Source organism: Streptomyces sp. NPDC001056 (genome assembly GCF_053598955.1).
The window spans coordinates 1-18,679 of sequence record NZ_JBSFLI010000027.1 but is presented as its reverse complement, the minus strand read 5'-3'; the positions used below and the strand labels follow the sequence as shown (position 1 = coordinate 18,679).

Here is an 18,679-nt window from a genome sequence, read left to right as displayed (position 1 = left end):
GCGGTCTCGGGAGTTCCCGCCCATGGCAGCGATTTTATCGCCCGCGCCCCCTCGCGCACTCGGCTGCCCGCACCTGACCGTGCCCACCTCGACACCTTGCGTCATGACGATGCTGTGACACCGGGCGTCAGGGCGATGCCGCCCGGCGTGCGACGGCCGCGGGGGCGTAGGGGGCCGGGGCCGACCAGGTCAGGGCGTGGGCGAAGCGTCGGTGAGGGACATCCAGCGCCGGACGGTCTCCTGGTGGGAACCGGACGCCGTCCCCGCCGCCACGGCGCGCGCGTCCGCCGGTGAGCACGGAGCTCCGGCCCGGGTCAGGAGGACGAGCGGCCAGGCCGGGCCCGCGCCGGGGCCCGCCCCGTCGAAGGCCCACCAGTCCCAGGGGCCGTCGAAGCGCCATGCCCGTCCGGCGGCATCGGCGACCTCGTCGCCCGGCCGTAGAAACGCGTACGGCCGCATCAGCAGTTCAAAGGTGAACGGTGTCCCGTCGCCCGGGTGAATGCCGTAACCCGTGCCGTCGAGATGGCTGCCGTCCGGAAACTCCCGGTAGGACAGGCCCCGCCGCAGCACGGCCACGGTCAGCCCGGGGCGTGGCAGCCAGCCCGTCTCCAGCGGCGGATCGTGGTGATCGACAGCCGTCACGTGGACCACGGTCGGCGGCACTCCGACCCGGCAGACGTCCCCCGCTTTCAACTGCTCGGGCGGCGGATCCGTCCGGAACAGCTCCGTTTCCACCTCCGGCGGGACGCGCCCGCCACCGTCCACGCCCAGGGCCACGACCCCGTTCCAATGGAAGAAGTCGCTGTCGGGATCGATGCGCCACCACGGCCACCGCACCGACACCGCGTCCCAGGTCACACCCCGCTCGACTCCGGTCGGTGTGAAGGGACAGGCGATCGACAGCACGTCACCGACCCGGAAATCCCCCTCATGAAGCATCGGGCCAGCTTACGGGCCCATCGGCGAAGTGCGCTCACCCGCGGGCAGTTCCCGGCGGGAGGGCGGGGCGACCCACTGCTCGCGGGGTCGGCAAAGGCCCCGGGGACGTCCCCGAGGCGCCGCCGTCGATCCCCCCGGGACACCCATGGATGCCAGGACCGTTCCGAGTCGGGACTGCTTTGTGCGAGCGTGCGCGGCTGGGTTAACCTGCGGCGTATTTTCCCGTCATGTGAATCCGTGAACTGGGGAAACGCACACATGAACCGCCGGGTCAGGCCGCGTGCCCGGCGATGGTTCCGAGCCCTTTCGCATGAGGGCTCCTGGGGAGCGGAATGAGGGCGCGCATGGCCGGCAAGGCGACCGGGACGACCGACGCGGTACCGGGGGACGAGGAACTGAGGAGGCTGCTCGCGGGGCTGACCTCGGTCCGTGACGGAGACTTCGGCACCCGGCTGCCGGACGACTCCCCGGGGCTCATGGGCGACATCGCCACGGTCTTCAACGGCATGGTCGACCAGCTGTCCGTGTTCACGTCCGAAGTCACCCGGGTCGCGCGCGAGGTGGGCACCGAGGGCACCCTCGGGGGCCAGGCGCAGGTGCCGGGGGTCTCGGGCACCTGGGCCGACCTGACCGACTCGGTCAACGCGATGGCGGGCAACCTCACCACCCAGGTCCGTGACATCGCCCAGGTGGCCACCGCGGTCGCCAAGGGTGATCTGTCGCAGAAGATCGACGTGCCGGCGCGCGGCGAGATCCTCCAGCTGAAGGAGACCGTCAACACGATGGTCGACCAGCTCTCCGCCTTCGCCGACGAGGTGACCCGGGTCGCCCGCGAGGTCGGTACCGAGGGCAGGCTGGGCGGCCAGGCACAGGTGCCGGGCGTCGCCGGCGTCTGGCGCGACCTGACGGATTCGGTCAACTTCATGGCCGGGAACCTGACGGCTCAGGTGCGCAATGTCGCCCAGGTGACGACGGCGGTGGCGCAGGGTGATCTGTCGCAGAAGATCACGGTGGATGCCCGGGGCGAGATCCTGGAGCTGAAGAGCACCATCAACACGATGGTGGACCAGTTGTCGGCGTTCGCGGGCGAGGTGACCCGCGTGGCCCGCGAGGTGGGTACCGAGGGCCGCCTCGGCGGCCAGGCGGACGTGAAGGGCGTCAAGGGGACATGGCGCGACCTGACGGATTCGGTCAACTTCATGGCCGGGAACCTGACGGCTCAGGTGCGCAATGTCGCCCAGGTGGCCACGGCGGTGGCGCAGGGTGATCTGTCGCAGAAGATCACGGTGGATGCCCGGGGCGAGATCCTGGAGCTGAAGAGCACCATCAACACGATGGTGGACCAGTTGTCGGCGTTCGCCGACGAGGCGACCCGCGTGGCCCGCGAGGTGGGTACCGAGGGCAGGCTGGGCGGCCAGGCACAGGTGCGGGGCGTCGCCGGCACCTGGAAGGACCTCACCGACAACGTCAACGTGATGGCCTCCAACCTCACCGGCCAGGTCCGCTCCATCACCCAGGTGGCCACGGCCGTCGCCAAGGGCGACCTCTCGCAGAAGATCACCGTCGAGGCCAAGGGCGAGGTCGCCGCGCTCGCCGACGTCATCAACACCATGGTCGACACGCTGTCGGCGTTCGCGGACGAGGTGACGCGCGTGGCGCGCGAGGTGGGTACCGAGGGCAGGCTGGGCGGGCAGGCGCATGTGCCCAATGTGGCCGGCACCTGGAAGGACCTCACCGACAACGTCAACTCCATGGCCAACAACCTCACCGGCCAGGTGCGCAACATCGCGCTGGTGACCACCGCCGTCGCCAGGGGAGACCTGTCGAAGAAGATCGACGTCGACGCGCGCGGCGAGATCCTGGAGCTGAAGACCACCATCAACACCATGGTGGACCAGTTGTCGGCGTTCGCCGACGAGGTGACCCGGGTCGCCCGCGAGGTGGGCACCGAGGGCCGGCTCGGCGGCCAGGCCGAGGTCGAGGGCGTGTCGGGCACCTGGAAGCGGCTCACCGAGAACGTCAACGAACTCGCCGGGAACCTCACCCGGCAGGTCCGCGCCATCGCCGACGTGGCCAGCGCCGTCGCCGAGGGCGACCTGACCCGGTCCATCACCGTCGACGCCTCCGGCGAGGTCGCCGACCTCAAGGACAACATCAACTCCATGGTGGAGTCGCTGCGCGAGACCACCCGGGCCAACCAGGAACAGGACTGGCTCAAGACCAACCTCGCCCGGATCTCCGGCCTCATGCAGGGCCACCGCGACCTGCGCGTCGTGGCCGAGCTGATCATGGACGAACTGGTGCCCCAGGTGTCCGCCCAGTACGGCGCCTTCTACCTCGCCGAGGACGGCGCCGCGGGGCCCGAGCTGCGGCTCGTCGGCTCCTACGGCCGCCCCGACGGGGACGACCGGCCGGACCGGATCCCCTTCGGCCGCTCCCTGGTCGGCCAGGCGGCGCGCAGCCGCCGCACGATCGCGGTGGACGAACTGCCGCCCGGATACGTCACCATCTCCTCCGGGCTCGGGCAGATCGAGCCGACGGCACTGTTGCTGCTCCCCATCCTCTTCGAGGAGCAGGTGCTCGGAGTCATCGAACTGGCCTCCGTCACCCGGTTCACCGCTGTGCAGCGGGACTTCCTCCAGCAGCTCGTGGACACCATCGGCGTCAACGTCAACACGATCGTCGCCAACGCCCGCACCGACGAACTCCTGGAGGAGTCCCAGCGCCTGACCAGCGAACTCCAGGCGCGCTCGGCCGAGTTGCAGGTACGGCAGGAGGAGTTGCAGCGCTCCAACGCCGAACTGGAGGAGAAGGCCTCGCTGCTCGCCGAGCAGAACCGCGACATCGAGGGCAAGAACCTTCAGATCGAGCAGGCCCGGCAGGAACTGGAGGCCCGCGCCCAGCAGTTGTCGCTCGCCTCCAAGTACAAGTCCGAGTTCCTCGCCAACATGAGCCATGAGCTGCGCACCCCGCTCAACAGCCTGCTCATCCTGGCCCAGTTGCTCGCCCAGAACCCCTCCCGCAACCTCACCCCGAAGCAGGTCGAGTACGCGGGCATCATCCACTCGGCGGGCTCGGACCTGCTCCAGCTGATCAACGACATCCTCGACCTGTCCAAGGTCGAGGCCGGCAAGATGGACGTGACGCCGGAGCGCGTCTCCCTGCGCCAGCTCATCGAGTACGTCGAGGCCACCTTCCGGCCGATGACCTCGCAGAAGAGCCTCGGCTTCACCGTCACCACGTCGGCCGGCGCGCCCGCCGACCTCCTCACCGACGACTCACGGCTCCGCCAGATCCTGCGCAACCTGCTGTCCAACGCGGTGAAGTTCACCGAGCAGGGCGGCGTCGAACTGCGCGTGGAACCCGCCGGCGACGACGAGGTGCCACGGGACGTGGTACGCGGCGGCGCGGTGGTCGCCTTCCGGGTGAAGGACACCGGCATCGGCATCCCGGAGCAGGAACTGGAGAGCGTCTTCGGCGCGTTCCAGCAGGCGGACGGCACCACCAGCCGCAAGTACGGCGGCACCGGGCTCGGCCTGTCCATCACCCGGGAGATCGCCCATCTGCTCGGCGGCGCCGTCACCGTCGACAGCACACCGGGAAAGGGCAGCACGTTCACGCTTTATCTGCCCGTCGCGCGGCCCGACTTCGACGCACATCTGCGGGGCGAACCCGGCACCACCGAACCGGCCGAACAGGAGCGGACGGACGCCGCGGGCCCGCACGAACTCACGGCGGCGGCACCCCGCGTCTTTGCCAAGCGGCAACGCGCCCGCAGACTCCTCGTCGTGGAGGAACGCCCTCGCGGCCTGCTGACCCTGGTCGCCGAGAGCGTCGTCGGCGACCTGGACCACGGCCACGCCGACGGCGTCCCCGTCGACATCATCACCGCGGTCGGCGCCCAGGAAGCGGCCGGGGCCCTCGCCGCCGAACCCTGCCACTGCGTCGTCGTGGAACTGGGCGGCCCCGACGGGGAGTCGGCCCGGTTCCTGAAGGCGCTGCACGGCGACTCCGCCCTCGCCGGTGTCCCCGTACTGGTGCACAGCTCCCACCGCGCCGGGTACCCGGAGGCGGAGCCGGGCGGCTCGCTGGAGCACCTCTCCAGCCTGGACGAGCTGCGGGAGCGGATCGCCCTCCACCTGTCCGCCGAGGAGCCCGGCGAGGTGCTCACCTTCGTCCGCGGCGAGGAACTGCAGCACACGCCGGCGGACCTGGTCGACGAGCACACCCGCGGCCGTACCGTCCTCGTCGTCGACGACGACGCGCGGAACCTGTTCGCGCTCAGCGGCATCCTCGAACTGCACGGCTTCCGCGTGCTGCACGCGGAGAACGGCCGCAAGGGCATCGAGACGCTGCTACGCAACCCGGACGTCGAACTGGTCCTGATGGACGTGATGATGCCCGAGATGGACGGATACGCCGCCACCGCCGAGATCCGCGGCATGCCGGAGTACGCCGACCTGCCGGTGATCGCCGTGACGGCGAAGGCGATGCAGGGCGACCGGGAGAAGAGCCTCGCCTCCGGTGCCAGCGACTACGTGACGAAACCGGTGGACACCCGCGACCTCATCGCCTGTGTCCGGCGCTGGCTGCCCGCATGAGACAGGAGAACGCGCAGCCGGAGAACGACACCGCGCATCCGCCCTTTCGCAGGCCGAGGAGTACCCGTCCGGTGAACACCCAGCCGCCCGCCGAACCCGGCGCGCAGACCGGCACGCCGGGCGGTGTGCCCGCCCCGCTCGTGCCGGTGGACCCGGTGGACCCGGTGGACCCGGTGGACGATGTGGCGGCCGACGTGCCCGCGACCTCGCCGGTGGGCAGGCTCGCCGCCACCGTGGAGCGGTTGCGCCGCGAGGTGCGGACCGCGCAGGCGGCGGCCGAGGGCCGTGCGCTGATCGAGCTGGCCAAGGGCATCCTGGTCGAGCGCCTGGGCTGCGGACCCGCCCAGGCCGCCCGGCAGCTCACCGAACTGGCCGAGCAGGCGCAGGTGACACCGCTGGAACTCGCGGTGGACGTCATCAACCAGGCGGCCAGGGACCGGGTCTCGGAGGTGACCGAAGCCTTCCTCTCCGCGACCGCCGATCCCTCCGGCCCGGTCGAGGACTCCGCCGCCGTGCGGCTGCGCGCCGCCGAGAGCGGTGCGCTGGCCGCCCATGACACCGAGGCGATGGCCGACTCCCTGCTCGAACAGGCCCTGCGCCCGCTCGGCGCCGTCGCCGTGGCCATCTGGGCGGCCGGCTCGGACGGCTCGCTGACCCTCGCCGGCAGCGCGGGCTTCACCCCTGCCGAGGCGGCCCGCTGGTGCTACGTCCCGCCGGACGTGGCCACCGTGGCCCGACGCGGGCTGACCGAGCCCGACGGGCAGTGGGTGCCCTCGCTCGCCGAGTCCGGGCTGCCCACCATCGGCCGGCGCGAGTACGGCGACGGCGCCCGCATCGCCGTACCCGCCGGCGCGGGCGGCCGGATCCACGGCGTCCTGGAGATCGCCTGGCCCAGGCCCGAGGGACCGCTGCCGCGTCCGGTACTGCGTCAGGTGGCGGCACTCGCCGAGCTGTGTGCGCACACCCTGGACGACTTCGTGCCCTCCGCCGCGCCCGGGTGGGGAGCCGGGATGGTGCCGGACGTGGCGGAACTGATGGACCTGGCGGACGGACTGCACGACCCGGCCCTGGTGCTCGTGCCGCACCTCGACGACGCCGGACAACTCGTCGACTTCCGCATCCAGCACGTCAACAACCGCTTCCTCGACCCGGCGGGCCGCCCGCGGGCCGTCATCGGCGGCGCCCTGCTGCTGGAGACCTACCCGATGGCCGCCGGCACCAGCGAGCTGTTCCAGCGCGCGGAGCGGGTCTACGCCACCGGCGAGCCCTTCCGTGCCCAGCGCGTGCGACTCACCGCACTGGTCGACCAGGTCCCGCTGTCCGCGGTCGCCGACATGAGCATCAGCCGCCACGGCTCCAGCCTGCTGCTCATCTGGCGCATCGAGGACGAGACCGCGCGCCTGGCCAGCCTGCTCCAGCACGCCCAGCGGCTCGGCCGGATCGGCGGCTTCGAGGAGAACCTGCTGACCGGCGAGATCACCTGGAACGGCCAGCTGTTCGGCCTCTACGGCCGACCGCCCACGAGTCCCCCGGTGGCCCTGGAGGAGCTGCCCGCCTATGCCCACCCGGACGACGCCGTCCAGATCGGCCGGTTCCTGCGCACCCTGCTGCACCACGGCCGCCCGGCGTCGGCGGCCTTCCGCCTGCAGCGGCCGGACGGAGTGTCCCGGCACATGCGCGTGGTCGCCGAGCCGGTCCTCGACACCGACGGCCAGCTGTTCGGCGTGCGCGGCGCCTACCAGGACATCTCCGCCCAGCACTGGACCGAGGTCGCCCTCGCCGCGACCCGCGACCAGCTCGCCCACACCGAGCAGCAGGCCGCCGAGCGCAACCGGCTCGCCCTCCAGCTCCAGCACGCGATCATGCCCCCCGCCCAGGCGCCGCTGCGCGTGCCCAGCCTCCAGGTGGCGGTGCGCTATCGGCCCGCCGAGACGGAGCATCTGGTCGGCGGCGACTGGTACGACGCCGTGGTGCTGCCCTCGGGGCTGGTCCTGCTGTGCGTCGGCGACGTCGCCGGACACGGGATCGAGGCGGCCACCAGCATGGTCGTGCTGCGCAACGCGCTGCGCGGACTCGCCGTCACCGGAGCAGGCCCCGCGCAGCTGCTGTCCTGGCTGAACATCGTCGCCCACCATCTGACGGGCGCCGTCACCGCGACCGCCGTGTGCGGTCTGTACGACGGCGAGCGCCGCACGCTGCGCTGGGCGCGGGCGGGCCATCTGCCGCCGGTCCTGGTGCGCGAGGACGAGGCCACTGCGCTGCCCATGCTCAAGGGCCTGTTGCTGGGCGCCCTGCCGGAGGCGGAGTACGAGGAGACCGAGCTGCGACTGGCCGCCGGCGACACCCTTCTGATGTACACCGACGGACTGATAGAACGCAGGGACCGCTCGGTGGAGGAGTCCCTGTCCCACCTCCTGGAGACGGCGCGCTCGGGACCCCGGACCCTGGACCAGCAACTGGACAGGCTGCTCACGTACAGCAGGTCGGACACCGACGACGACACCTGCATCGTGGGCATCCGAGTCGACTGAGTCGGTCGAGTCGGTCGAGTTGGTCGAGGCGGCCGAGTCGACCGATTCGGCCGAGGAGAACGGAAGGCGTCGGGGCCGTCCTGGCGTCGTCGCGTCGGCCGGACCACCGTCACCGGTGAGGGTCCGGCCGCACGGCGGGTGCCGGGGACGACCGCGACGCACGCCATGTCAGGAGCGCGCCCGTGGCGCCGTATGCCAGGAGCAGGACTCCGTTTCCGGCATCGCGGCGCCGTTCCAGGGACTGTGCCTGTCGCTGCTGCGCGTAGTCCCGTGTCGCCACCGTGCGAGACCTGTCCAGCACCGAGCACCGGGTGTCCCCGGGACGCATCGGGCCCGGACGTTCCTGGCCGTCCGCGCCCACGTTCTCACCGGGACAGACGACCTCTGCCGCGGCCGTCAGCGAACCCACGAGGTCCGCCGCGCCCCATACCGCCGGCACGAGGAAGAGACCCGCGAGGGCGACCCCGTACTTCACCCCTTACCCCCCACGCGCCTCACCGGCACGCTGCTCCCGCGCGCTCGCCACCGGTCCGGCGGACGCCCCCGGCGACCCCAAGTGTCCCCGAACTCCCGGCGCCGGCGGGGCGCAATCCCGAAATCCCCGGCGGTGACGTCGTACGCCTCGCGGACGCAAGGGTGACGGGCGTCCGCTACTCTCGCGTTGTTCGCCGAGAGTCAACACCCGGGACACTGTCGGCATGATCGGCCGCGCGCTCCGTATCTACCTTTCGACTCGGATGGTTTCGAGGGAATTCGAGGGAAAGGGACCGGGATGAAGCGCAGAACGACGGCATGGACGCTGACCGCCTTACTGGTGGCGCTGAGTGTGGTGGGATCCGGGGCTCCGTCCTCCGCTCACGACGAGGCAGCCGCGGTGACGGCCTCCACGACGGCGGTCGGTCCCCAGTACGACACCACTCATGTCTATGTCACTCCCGGCGCCGTGGACGCGTTCGTCGCCAGTTGGGGGGCGACGTTCGGCGGAACCCACACGGCGAAGGTCGTCACGAACGTCACCCCGACGCCCAGCGAGACGGAGTCGGAGCTGGTCCTCTCGCCCGTGGGCACCCTGTCCGTCTTCGACTTCCGGACGCCCGCCCCCTACCCGTTCGGCGCCGAACGGACGGGCTGGCTCATGAGCGACTTCGACAAGGGCGTCCGCCTGGCCAGGCAGAGCGGGGCACACCTCGTCGTCGCGCCGTTCGACGACCCGATCGGGCGGGACGCGATCGTTCAGTTCCCGGGCGGCGTCGACGCGCAGTTGTACTGGCACACCAAGGCGCCGTCGTACGCGCCTCTGAAGACCGTGCCGGACAACCGCGTCTACCTGACCCCCGACTCGGTGGACGGATTCCTCCGCTCCTACGTGCGGTTCACCGGGGGCCGGATCGTCTCCGACGATCGGGCGGCGGACGGCGGTGACATCGGTCTGCCCGACGAGACGTACCGCCGCATCGCCATCCGCTCGCGGTTCGGCAAGACGGTCGTCAGCGTCAACGACGGCCACCTGCCTTACCCGTTCGGACGGGAGACCACCGGCTACGCGGTGGAGGATCTCACGGCGGCGCTGCACAAGGCCGAGGAGGCCGGCGCGAAGGTGCTGTGGGGGCCGCACACCTCCGAGGGCCACTCCGACGCCATGGTGCAGTTCCCCGGGGGCTACGTGGCTGAGCTGCACCAGGGCGACGACTGCTGATCCGTCGGCAGTGACGAGGTCCACCAGCCGGACGGGTCGGAGGTGCCGGACGGCGTCGGCCTCCCCGACACGGCCGACACCCTGGACCGTCGGGGCGCACGACGACGAGGTCGGCGGCGAGCGTGCCGGACGTCTCGTCGGGCAGGACGAGGGCAGCCGTGAGAACACCGCGTCCGACCTGTTCGCATCCGACGTGGGCCTGGACGGCGCCGGGGCGTCGGCGGAGGCGGCGATGCAGGTGATCCCGGCCGTGACGTGGCGCTGAGCGACGACGAGCAGAACGGCTGCCGGGAGCGCCGTCAGAACGTCGGCCGGCCGGTCGTCGGCCTCGACCAGGGTGACGGTCTCGGCGACGGCCCGGACCGACAGGCCCCGCACCGGCGTGCCGTCGAGGAGGATCGTGCCCGCGGGGGGCGGCAGACGCCCGGCGAGTTGACCCGCACACCTTCGGCCCGTCCCGATGCGGGGTGCGTCAGCCAGGCGGTCGCCCCGGCACTCGGACATCGATCCGCCGCGCCACGGCGTGGGCCGTGCCCGGTGGTCTCAGCCGATGTGCCGCAGAAGCGCCGCGACCGCTGCCGGCGGCCTGCCAGGAGGGTGTACCACCATGACCTTCCACGTTGGTGCGTGCCGGGCGAATCGGTACGTCGTCAGATCGGGGAAGCGGTCGGCGATGGAGCGGGGCATGACGCAGACGCCCAGGTCGTTGCGGACCAGTTCGGAGGCGGCCACGATGTCGTTGACCTCGAAGGTCGTGGTGCGGTCGACGCCGGCGGCGCGAAAGGCCCGGTCGACCGCGTCGCGGATCGCCCAGCCGGGGGTGAAGTCGACCAGGGGCAGTCGGGCGATCGCTTCGGGGTCGATCGTGCCCTCGGGAGCGCGCGCGCCGAGGTCCCGCTCGGGTGAGGCCACCAGGACCATCTCCTCGCGGGAGAGCAGCCGGGTCGTCAGCCCGCGCTGCTGCTGGCGGTCGAGCGCCACCACCGCCAGGTCCACCGTTCCCTCGCGCAGGGCCTGCCGGATGTCGGCGACCGCCGCTTGGCGCAGGTGGACCACCACGTTCGGGTGTTGCGCCCGCAGCGCGGCCAGCGCGTGGTGCAGTCCCGCCCAGACACCCTGCATCGTGCCGACCGTCACCCTGCCGCGCAGTTCCCCCCGGGCGGCGTCGACCGCCTCGCGGGCCAGTTCGGCGGCGCGCAGCGCGGCTCGTGCGGCGGGTACGAACGCCTCCCCGGCAGGGGTGAGCGCCACGCGGTGCGTCGTCCGGACGAACAGGGGAGTGCCCAACTCGCGTTCCAGCGAGCGGACCGTCCCGGAGACGGCGGACTGGACCACGTGCAGACGTCTCGCCGCCGCCGTGAACCCGCCCGCGTCCGCCACCGCGAGGACGACTTCCATCTGCCGGAGATCCATCATCCGCTCCCGGTGATGCGGCGCCCCTCCGATCAGGGCAACGATCTTTGCTGCATGGTATGCGGACGGGCGCGGGCCGACGCCGGCCGTCGGCGCGGAGCTGTTCGGCGACGCGGTCCAGATCGATGTGGTGGTTCTCGGTGCCCGGCGGCACCAGCGCGTCCGCTCGGTGGAGAAAGTCCGTGACGGCGGCGCTCGCGACGTCGAGGACCGCCGTACCTTTCCGGGTCAGGAGAAGGACGCGGACGGAGTCCTGACGGCACCGGCGCCGCGGGAACACGACCACGTCCCCGGCCCCCGCGAGCCCGCGCAGTCCGTCCGCGACTTCACGGCCGCCCGACGCGCCGTGTCCCGCGACAGCCGTCGGCGCGCCCTGTCATGCGGCGTCGAGGGCGGGGGCCCGGTCCGCCTTACGGCGCTCGGTGAGCCAGTACAGGAGCGCCGCGACCGGCAGGGCCGCGCCGAGGACCGTCAGCGCAGGCCAGCCGCCCGCGTGGTAGGTGAGCGAGCCGAACTGGGAGCCGAGGGCGCCGCCGAGGAAGAAGGTCGCGATGAAGGCGCTGTTGAGGCGGGCACGGGCGTGGGGATCGAGCTGGTAGATGGTGTGCTGGCCGAGGATCAGAGTGGTCTGGACGGCCATGTCGATCAGGACGGCGGCGAGCGCGATCAGGACGATGTGGTGCCGGCCGAATCCGGCGAGGGCGAAGGCCAGCGCGGCGAGGACGAACGCCGCGCCGGTCATGGGCCGGGTCAGCCTGCGGTCCGCCCAGTGTCCGGCCAGCGGGGCCACGGCCGCACCGGCCGCTCCCACCAGGGCGAAGATGCCGACCCCGACGGGGGAGTAGCGGAAGCCCGGACCGGTGAGGACGTACGAGACGGTGGTCCAGAAGGCGCTGAACGCGCCGAACATCGCCGCCTGGTAGAGGCCGCGACGCAGGAGCGCGGGGTGGGTGCGGACCAGCTGGACGGTGGAGCGCAGCACGTGGACGTAGGGGACGGTCGTGGTGGGCGCGTGCTGAGGCAGGGCCGCGCGCAGGGCCAGAGCGAGTACGGCCATCAGGACCGCGGAACCGAGGTAGACCACGCGCCAGCCGGCGACGTCGGAGACCAGGCTGCTGAGGGTGCGGGAGAGCAGGATGCCGGTGAGCAGACCGCTCATCACCCGGCCGACTGTCCGGCCGCGGGCATGGTCGGGGGCAAGGCTCGCCGCGAAGGGCACCAGGATCTGGGCGACGACCGACGTGGCGCCGCTGACCAGGGAGGCGATCAGCAGCACGGGGAAGTTCGGGGCGAGACCGGCCGTCACCAGGGCGACGGTGGTGACCGCGAGCAGTGCGCCGACCAGGCCGCGCTTCTCCAGTCGGTCGCCGAGCGGGACCAGGAAGAGCATGCCGACCACATAGCCGACCTGGGTGAGGGTGATCAGCCAGCCGGCCGCCGCCGTACTCGTGTGGAAGACCTCGCGCAGCGAGGAGAGCAGCGGCTGGGCGTAGTAGAGGTTGGCGACGGTCATACCGGAGGCCACGGCCAGCAGCGCGATCAGCCGGCCCGGCACACCGGGCTCGGTTTCGGCGCGGGGCGCACCCTGAGTCGAGGACCGCAGGTCGGATGACTGGGACACGAGGAACCTTCTTCGGGACGGGGAGCCGGTCGGTCCGGCTCGGGAGGATGCCTGATGGGACAAGCGCTGGAACCTCCCCGTCGCTTCCCCTCCCGTCACGATCGTTCGGGATATCGGTCATCTCCGTCGGAGATGGCCGGCGAATGGGTGACGGAGAGGAAGCGATGATGAGCGGTGCCGAAGCGAGGCCGGGGGAAACGCGGTGCGACGGCGGCGGACGGCGGGCAGCCGGACGGGAAGTCGCAGGTCGGCGTACTGGCCGCACGCGACGTGCCTCTGGGCGGCCCGCGGGCGGCGACCGTGCGCCGCACGCTGCCGCGGCGTACCCGGACCCCGATCGGCACGTGGTGCTTCGTGGATCACTACGCCCCCGCCGACGTCTCCGAGACGGGCGGCATGGACGCCCCCCCGCATCCCCTCGCGCACCACCGTGCTGCGCGGCGTCCAGCCGGGTCTTCCTCGGTTCCCTCGCCGGCGTCACCTCTCCGGCGCCGACGTTCACGCCCCTGATCGACCAGGGCGACGTCCCCCTGGCCGATGTCCTCCGCGCGGTCCGGGAACGGCAGGAATCCTCCGACCGCCTCGGCGCTGTCGAAGGGTATGCCGGAGAGGCTGCCCGGGTCGGCGTTCGGCACCTGGGCTGCGGCCGCGGGCGCCCGGAGGGGAGCTGCTCCGTCGTACCGGCGGGTGCGTGCTCGTTCTGGCGGCCTGCGGACCGCGGCGCAGGCCCCGGCGGCCTACGAGGATGTCCGGCGCGATCCTTCTCGACGACGACGATTCGACGACGTCGACACCGGGCAGACCCGCCCGTCGCCGCTCGCCTCTCCGGGATGCCTGGCGACGCACCGCCCGTCCTGAACTCCTCGGGCGCGCCTGCGCTGCGTCCGGACCCCTCGGCCGTACGGCATGCTCGCGGCCGAGCGGCCCAGGGCCTCGGTGCTCAGGACGGCGGCCGGGTCCAGGCGGCGTCCGTGGCGGACAGGCGGTGCGCGATCACGGAGGTGAGTGCCAGGAGCAGCAGGGCGAGGCCGAGGGTGGGCACGAGATGCCCGTGCAGGAGGAGTTCGGCTCCGACGAGGGCGCCGAGCAGCATGGCCAGCACGGACAGGATCCGGCGGCCGGGCCTCGGTGCCGCACCGCCGGCCGGGGTGGAGTCCGCGGCCAGCCCCGTCAGGGTCAGGGTCAGTACGGTCGTGGTGAGGTCGGGGACCCCGAGGCGCCGGGCGACCGCGTTCTGCAGGCCCATGCCGAGCCCGAGGCACACGATCAGCGTGTACTGGACACCGGTGGTGACCCGGCCGCCGGTGACCGCCGTGACGGCGACGGTGACGGCCACCAGGACCGTCTGCGCGGCGGTGGCCGTCCTCAGCAGGTGTCCGCGGTGCGTGGCGAGACGGCTTCCCAGCCTGCCGCCGGCCAGCGCGCCGAGGAGGAACGCCGCCAGCGCGACGACGGAGGCGACCGCGGACAGGTTCGGGGCACCCGCCAGCGAGAACCCGAGGAACACCACGTTGCCGGTCATGTTGGCGACGAAGACGTGTCCCAGCGCCAGGTAGCTCACCGCGTCGACCAGACCGGTGACCACGGTCAGCGCCAGCATCAGGGGAAGCAGCGGGCCATGGCGGTCCTCCCTGGGCGGGACCAGGGTGCGGAGCGCGTCAGTCACCAGCGTGCGCACGGGGCTTCCTCTCCGCCGTCGTGGGCTCGCGGTGCAGCACCACACGGGTGAGCAGCCCGCTGGCCGGACCGACCACGATCGCGGCCAGGGCGACCCACACCGGCCAAGGGGTGATGCCGAGCGCCTGGTCGAGGGACCACCGGCCGGGCCCCGTGAGCGCAAGCGCCGCGGAGATGACGACGAGCACCATCGGATACTCGTAGCCGTCGTTCTGCACCCAGAGGCCCTTGGGCAACTTGACGGTGCCCGCGACCGTCATCACGCCCATGGCGGCCATCGCGGCCAAGGGCGTGAGCAGTCCGGCGGTCAGGAACAGGCCGGCACCGATCTGACTGGCTCCCGCGGCGACCGCCGTCAGGCGGCCACCACGGAACCCGTCGTGACGGAACTCCTCCGTTCCGCCCGCCAAGCCGTGGCCCCCGAGCCGGAAGCTCACCTTCTGCACTCCGTGGCCGGCGACGAGCAGTCCCGCCACCAGCCGGAGGACCAGCAGTCCAGCATCCATCTCTTCCTGCCTGTTCCTGACTTCGTTCCTTGAACTGTCCTTGTCGGGGCGGGGCTCAGCCGGCGGCGTGGGCGTCGATCATGGCCTGCGCGTAGACCACACCGAGGCCGTAGGCGCCGGCGTGCTCCTTCACCACCTCGGTGACCGGGACGTACGTCTCGGTGCGGCCCCAGTCGCGCTGGAGTTCCAGGAGGACCTGAACCCAGGTGACCGGGACGACGCCGGCCTGGATCATGCGCTGGACGGCGTGTTCGTGGGCCTGCGGGCTGACGCCGCCGGACGCGTCGGTGACCACGTAGACCTCGTAGCCCTGGGCGATGGCGGAGAGCGCGGGCAGGACGACGCAGACCTCGGTCCACAGACCGGCTATGACGAGCTTCTTGCGGCCGGTCGCCTTGACGGCCTCGACGAACGCGGCGTCCTCCCAGGCGTTCATCGACGTACGGTCGATGATCTCCTGCTCGGGGAACACGCCCTTGAGCTGCGGCATGATCGGACCGGAGAAGGACTCCGCGGCCACGGTGCTCAGCACCACGGGGACGTCGAAGACCTTGGCCGCCTTGGCCAGGCCCAGGGTCGAGTTGATGATCGCGGTACGGTCGCCGCTGCCGGTGCCGAAGAACATCTGCGGCTGGTGGTCCACGAACAGGACCGCGCAGTTGTCGGGCGTCAGCAGGTCGGGGCTGGGGGAGGCGGTGACCTCGGCGATGTCGACCATGAGTGTGCCTTTCCGTGAAGTGGTTCGGTGGGGTCCCGGGAGGGGCGGCTGGTGGCCGGGCCCCTCCCGGAAGTCCTAGAGGGAGAAGCAGGGATCGAAGGGCGCGTCGGCGGTACCCGGGAGCAGCCCGCGGCTGACCCGCCACGTGCGGTGCTGCTCCGCCTCCGCGACGGCCTCGCCGAGTGACTCGGCCTGGCGCACGCCCGCTCGGCGGGACGTCTGGTAGCCGCCGAAGCGTGCCACCGGGCTCCACGCGGGGCTGACAGGCGGCAGCACCTCGTCCAGACCCTCGAACTCGGCGGCGGAGTAGACGATCCGGCCGCCGGTGACCGTGAGCAGCGACTCGATGTGCGCGATCTCGGGCTCGGGCACGGTGAAGTAGTCGTCGGACAGGACCGCGAGGTCCGCGTAGCAGCCCGGGCGCAGGACGCCCTTGACGTCCTCCTCGCCGGTCAGTTCGGCGCCGGCGCGGGTGAACATCCGCAGCGCGGTGTGCCGGTCGACGCGGTTGCCCGGTGGGCGGAGCGCCAGGCCGCCGACGTTGCGGCCGCTGACCAGCCAGTGCAGGGCGACCCAGGGGTTGTAGGTGGACACCCGGGTGGCGTCCGTGCCGGCGGCCACGGTCAGCCCGCGCTCCAGCATGGCCCGGACCGGCGGGGCGTCCGCGGCTCTGCCCGGGCCGTAGCGGCGCAGGAACGCCTCGCCCTGGAAGGACAGCCGGTTCTGCACGGACATCGCGCCGCCGAGCGCGGCGACGCGGTCGAGGCTCTCCGGGGAAACCGTCTCCGCGTGGTCGAACAGCCAGCGGTTTCCCGCCGGGAACAGGCCTTCCGCGGCCAGCTTTTCGAAGACCGCGAGATCCCGGCGGATGGTCTCGTCGTACGTGGCGTGCAGCCGGAATCCCCAACCGTTCTCCATGAGAAGACGTACCGCCTTCTCGAATTCCGCCTCGTAGCCGTCGAGTTCCGGACGCGGCTGGTTGAAGTTCTCGAAATCCGCCGCCGCCCAGGTGAGATTCTCGCCTGCGCCGTTGAGCCGCAGCCATTCGTCCCCGTCCTCGGGACGGGCCGTTTCGATCCAGCGGGTGAGATCGGCGATCTCCTGGCCCGGGGTCTGCGGGAAAAGATGGTAGGCGATGCGCAGCGACAACTGACCGGCTTTCGCCAGCTCGACGACGGTGCTGTAGTTGTCGGGGAAGTTCTGGAACCCGCCGGCGGCGTCGATCGCCGAGGTGAGACCGAATCTGTTCAGCTCGCGCAGGAAATGACGGGTCGAGAGTTTCTTGTCCTCTCCCTCCAGGACCGGTGCCTTGGCAAGGGTCGAGTAGAGGATGAGGGCGCTGGGTGCGGCCAGCAGCATGCCGGTCGGTTCCCCGTCCCGGCCCCGCACGATCTGTCCGCCCCTGGGGTCGGGCGTGTCCCTCCCGAACCCGGCGGCCCGCAGCGCCGCCCGGTTGAGCACGGCCGCCTGGTACAGGTGCAGGACGAACACCGGGGTGTCGGGGGCGGCGGCGTTCAGCTCCGCGACGGTCGGCATCCGCCGTTCGGCGAACTGCTCGACCGACCAGCCTCCCACCACTCGCACCCACTGGCCCTTGGGGGTACGCGCGGCCTGCTCCCGCAGCATCGCCAGGCCCTGACGCAGGGTGGGGACCCCGTCCCAGCGCAGTTCCAGTACGTAGTTGAGCCCGCCGCGAATCACATGCAGATGAGCGTCGTTGAGCCCCGGGACCACCCGCCGGCCGAGCGCGTCCACCACCTTCGTGGCGGCTCCGACGTGCGGGGCCACGTCCTTGTCGTCACCGACGACCGTGATGACACCGCTCCGCACGGCGATCGCCTCCGCCTGTGGGCGGTCCGGGTCTCCCGTGTGGATTCTCGCGTTGCGGACGACGAGTTCTGCGGCATCGTCGGTGGCCTGGGGAACCAGTCCGCCGACCGGCATTGGAGACACGTGTACGGGACCCCTTCCGGGATGAGCGTCTTCGATGTCCGCTGCGTCGGGACCTGCCGGACGACGCGGACGAGAAAAGCGGTGATGCGCGGGTCTTCGCCGTCGAGTCAGGGCGAACCGCGACCGCTGGGACGTCACTTTAGGCTCGGTGCACGCCGATGTGTGTTCCGTCCGTGCACTGGCGTATTCCTCACAGCGCACTGGACGCAGGCCGGAACGGCCTTCGTACGCTGCGGGGACATCAGATGTGCGCTGGCGGACAACTGGGGCGCGCACATCGCGTTTACGGTGACGAACACCGGTGCCGGAGTGCCCAGCACAACGATCCGGGGCGACGCCGGGACGACCGGCGTATCCGACGAGTTTTCAGGAGTCTCACATGTCTGATTCCCCGGAGCCGGTGCAGCCGGTGCTGGAACCCGAGGCAGCCGCGTTCGCGGAGGCGACCGCCAACCCGCCCTACCTGTTCGACCTGCCCCCGGCGGAGGGCCGTAAGGCCGTCGAGGAGGTGCAGTCCGGGGAGACCGAGAAGCCGGCGGTCGACGAGGAGTGGATCACTGTCTCGGGCGGGCCCACGGGCAGTGTCCGGGCGCGCATCGTCAAGCCCGCCGGCGCCGAGGGCACGCTGCCGGTGATCCTCTACATCCACGGCGCCGGCTGGGTGTTCGGCAGCGCGCACACCCACGACCGCCTGGTGCGCGAGCTGGCCGTCGGCGCGGACGCCGCGGTCGTGTTCCCCGAGTACGACCTGTCGCCCGAGGCGCGCTACCCGGTCGCCATCGAGCAGAACTACGCCGTGGCCCAGTGGATCGTGGAGCAGGGGGCCGCCGAGGGCCTGGACGGGACGCGACTGGCCGTGGCGGGCGACTCGGTCGGCGGCAACATGACGGCCGCGCTGACGCTCATGGCCAAGGAGCGCGGCGGTGTCCCGCTGGTCCAGCAGGTGCTGTTCTACCCGGTCACCGACGCGAACTTCGACACGCCGTCCTACCACCAGTTCGCCACCGGCTACTTCCTGCGCCGC

At 71.7% G+C, this 18,679-nt stretch carries 12 protein-coding genes and 2 pseudogenes; 6 read left to right on the top strand and 8 right to left on the bottom strand.

What is annotated here, in order from left to right; genetic code table 11:
- Positions 1 to 189: 189 nt before the first annotated feature.
- Positions 190 to 939, bottom strand: a complete 750-nt coding sequence (locus ACWDD7_RS27420; RefSeq protein WP_450459378.1) for a hypothetical protein — start codon at positions 937 to 939, stop codon at positions 190 to 192.
- Between the two features lie 344 nt (positions 940 to 1,283).
- Between ACWDD7_RS27420 and ACWDD7_RS27415 the strand changes: the two genes are divergently transcribed.
- The 4 genes from ACWDD7_RS27415 to ACWDD7_RS27400 all read left to right on the top strand — a co-directional run bounded on the left by ACWDD7_RS27415 (position 1,284) and on the right by ACWDD7_RS27400 (position 10,032).
- A complete protein-coding gene (locus ACWDD7_RS27415) occupies positions 1,284 to 5,540 on the top strand; it encodes a HAMP domain-containing protein (protein WP_450459377.1) in 4,257 nt (1,418 codons plus the stop codon).
- Positions 5,541 to 5,665: 125 nt separating this feature from the next.
- A complete protein-coding gene (locus tag ACWDD7_RS27410) occupies positions 5,666 to 8,071 on the top strand; it encodes a SpoIIE family protein phosphatase (protein WP_450459448.1) in 2,406 nt (801 codons plus the stop codon).
- A gap of 772 nt (positions 8,072 to 8,843) precedes the next feature.
- Positions 8,844 to 9,767 (top strand): glyoxalase, encoded by a 924-nt coding sequence (locus tag ACWDD7_RS27405; protein WP_450459376.1) that lies wholly within the window; start codon positions 8,844 to 8,846, stop codon positions 9,765 to 9,767.
- A gap of 10 nt (positions 9,768 to 9,777) precedes the next feature.
- Entirely contained in the window at positions 9,778 to 10,032 is a 255-nt protein-coding gene (locus ACWDD7_RS27400) for a DUF5709 domain-containing protein (RefSeq protein WP_450459375.1), read from the top strand.
- Between the two features lie 278 nt (positions 10,033 to 10,310).
- Here the strand turns inward: ACWDD7_RS27400 and ACWDD7_RS27395 are convergent, their stop codons facing one another.
- From ACWDD7_RS27395 to ACWDD7_RS27385, 3 genes and pseudogenes are all read right to left on the bottom strand, one after another.
- On the bottom strand, positions 10,311 to 11,165 hold the full coding sequence (locus ACWDD7_RS27395) for a LysR family transcriptional regulator (protein WP_392214039.1): 855 nt from the start codon (positions 11,163 to 11,165) through the stop codon (positions 10,311 to 10,313).
- Positions 11,166 to 11,328: 163 nt separating this feature from the next.
- Positions 11,329 to 11,493 (bottom strand): annotated as a pseudogene (locus ACWDD7_RS27390) (SsgA family sporulation/cell division regulator); the annotation flags it as partial.
- 63 nt (positions 11,494 to 11,556) lie between these two features.
- A complete protein-coding gene (locus ACWDD7_RS27385) occupies positions 11,557 to 12,801 on the bottom strand; it encodes an MFS transporter (RefSeq protein WP_450459374.1) in 1,245 nt (414 codons plus the stop codon).
- Positions 12,802 to 12,968: 167 nt separating this feature from the next.
- Between ACWDD7_RS27385 and ACWDD7_RS27380 the strand changes: the two are divergent.
- Positions 12,969 to 13,218 (top strand): annotated as a pseudogene (locus tag ACWDD7_RS27380) (pirin family protein); the annotation flags it as partial.
- A 523-nt stretch (positions 13,219 to 13,741) separates the two neighbouring features.
- Here ACWDD7_RS27380 and ACWDD7_RS27375 read toward each other — a convergent pair.
- From ACWDD7_RS27375 to ACWDD7_RS27360, 4 genes are all read right to left on the bottom strand, one after another.
- Complete coding sequence (locus ACWDD7_RS27375; protein WP_450459373.1) at positions 13,742 to 14,479, bottom strand: YoaK family protein; 738 nt, start codon at positions 14,477 to 14,479, stop codon at positions 13,742 to 13,744.
- Positions 14,460 to 14,984: a DoxX family protein gene (locus tag ACWDD7_RS27370; protein ID WP_450459372.1), complete on the bottom strand. Its 525-nt coding sequence runs from the start codon at positions 14,982 to 14,984 to the stop codon at positions 14,460 to 14,462. The genes ACWDD7_RS27375 and ACWDD7_RS27370 overlap by 20 nt, the downstream gene beginning before the upstream one ends.
- Before the next feature lie 55 nt (positions 14,985 to 15,039).
- The gene (locus tag ACWDD7_RS27365) at positions 15,040 to 15,702 is read right to left on the bottom strand and encodes a hydrolase (protein WP_351867794.1); all 663 of its coding nucleotides are present in this window, start codon (positions 15,700 to 15,702) and stop codon (positions 15,040 to 15,042) included.
- Positions 15,703 to 15,777: 75 nt separating this feature from the next.
- Positions 15,778 to 17,646, bottom strand: a complete 1,869-nt coding sequence (locus ACWDD7_RS27360) for an amidohydrolase (protein WP_450459447.1) — start codon at positions 17,644 to 17,646, stop codon at positions 15,778 to 15,780.
- A gap of 388 nt (positions 17,647 to 18,034) precedes the next feature.
- Here ACWDD7_RS27360 and ACWDD7_RS27355 point away from each other — a divergent pair.
- On the top strand, positions 18,035 to 18,679 hold a 645-nt coding region (locus tag ACWDD7_RS27355), incomplete at its 3' end, for an alpha/beta hydrolase (RefSeq protein ID WP_450459371.1).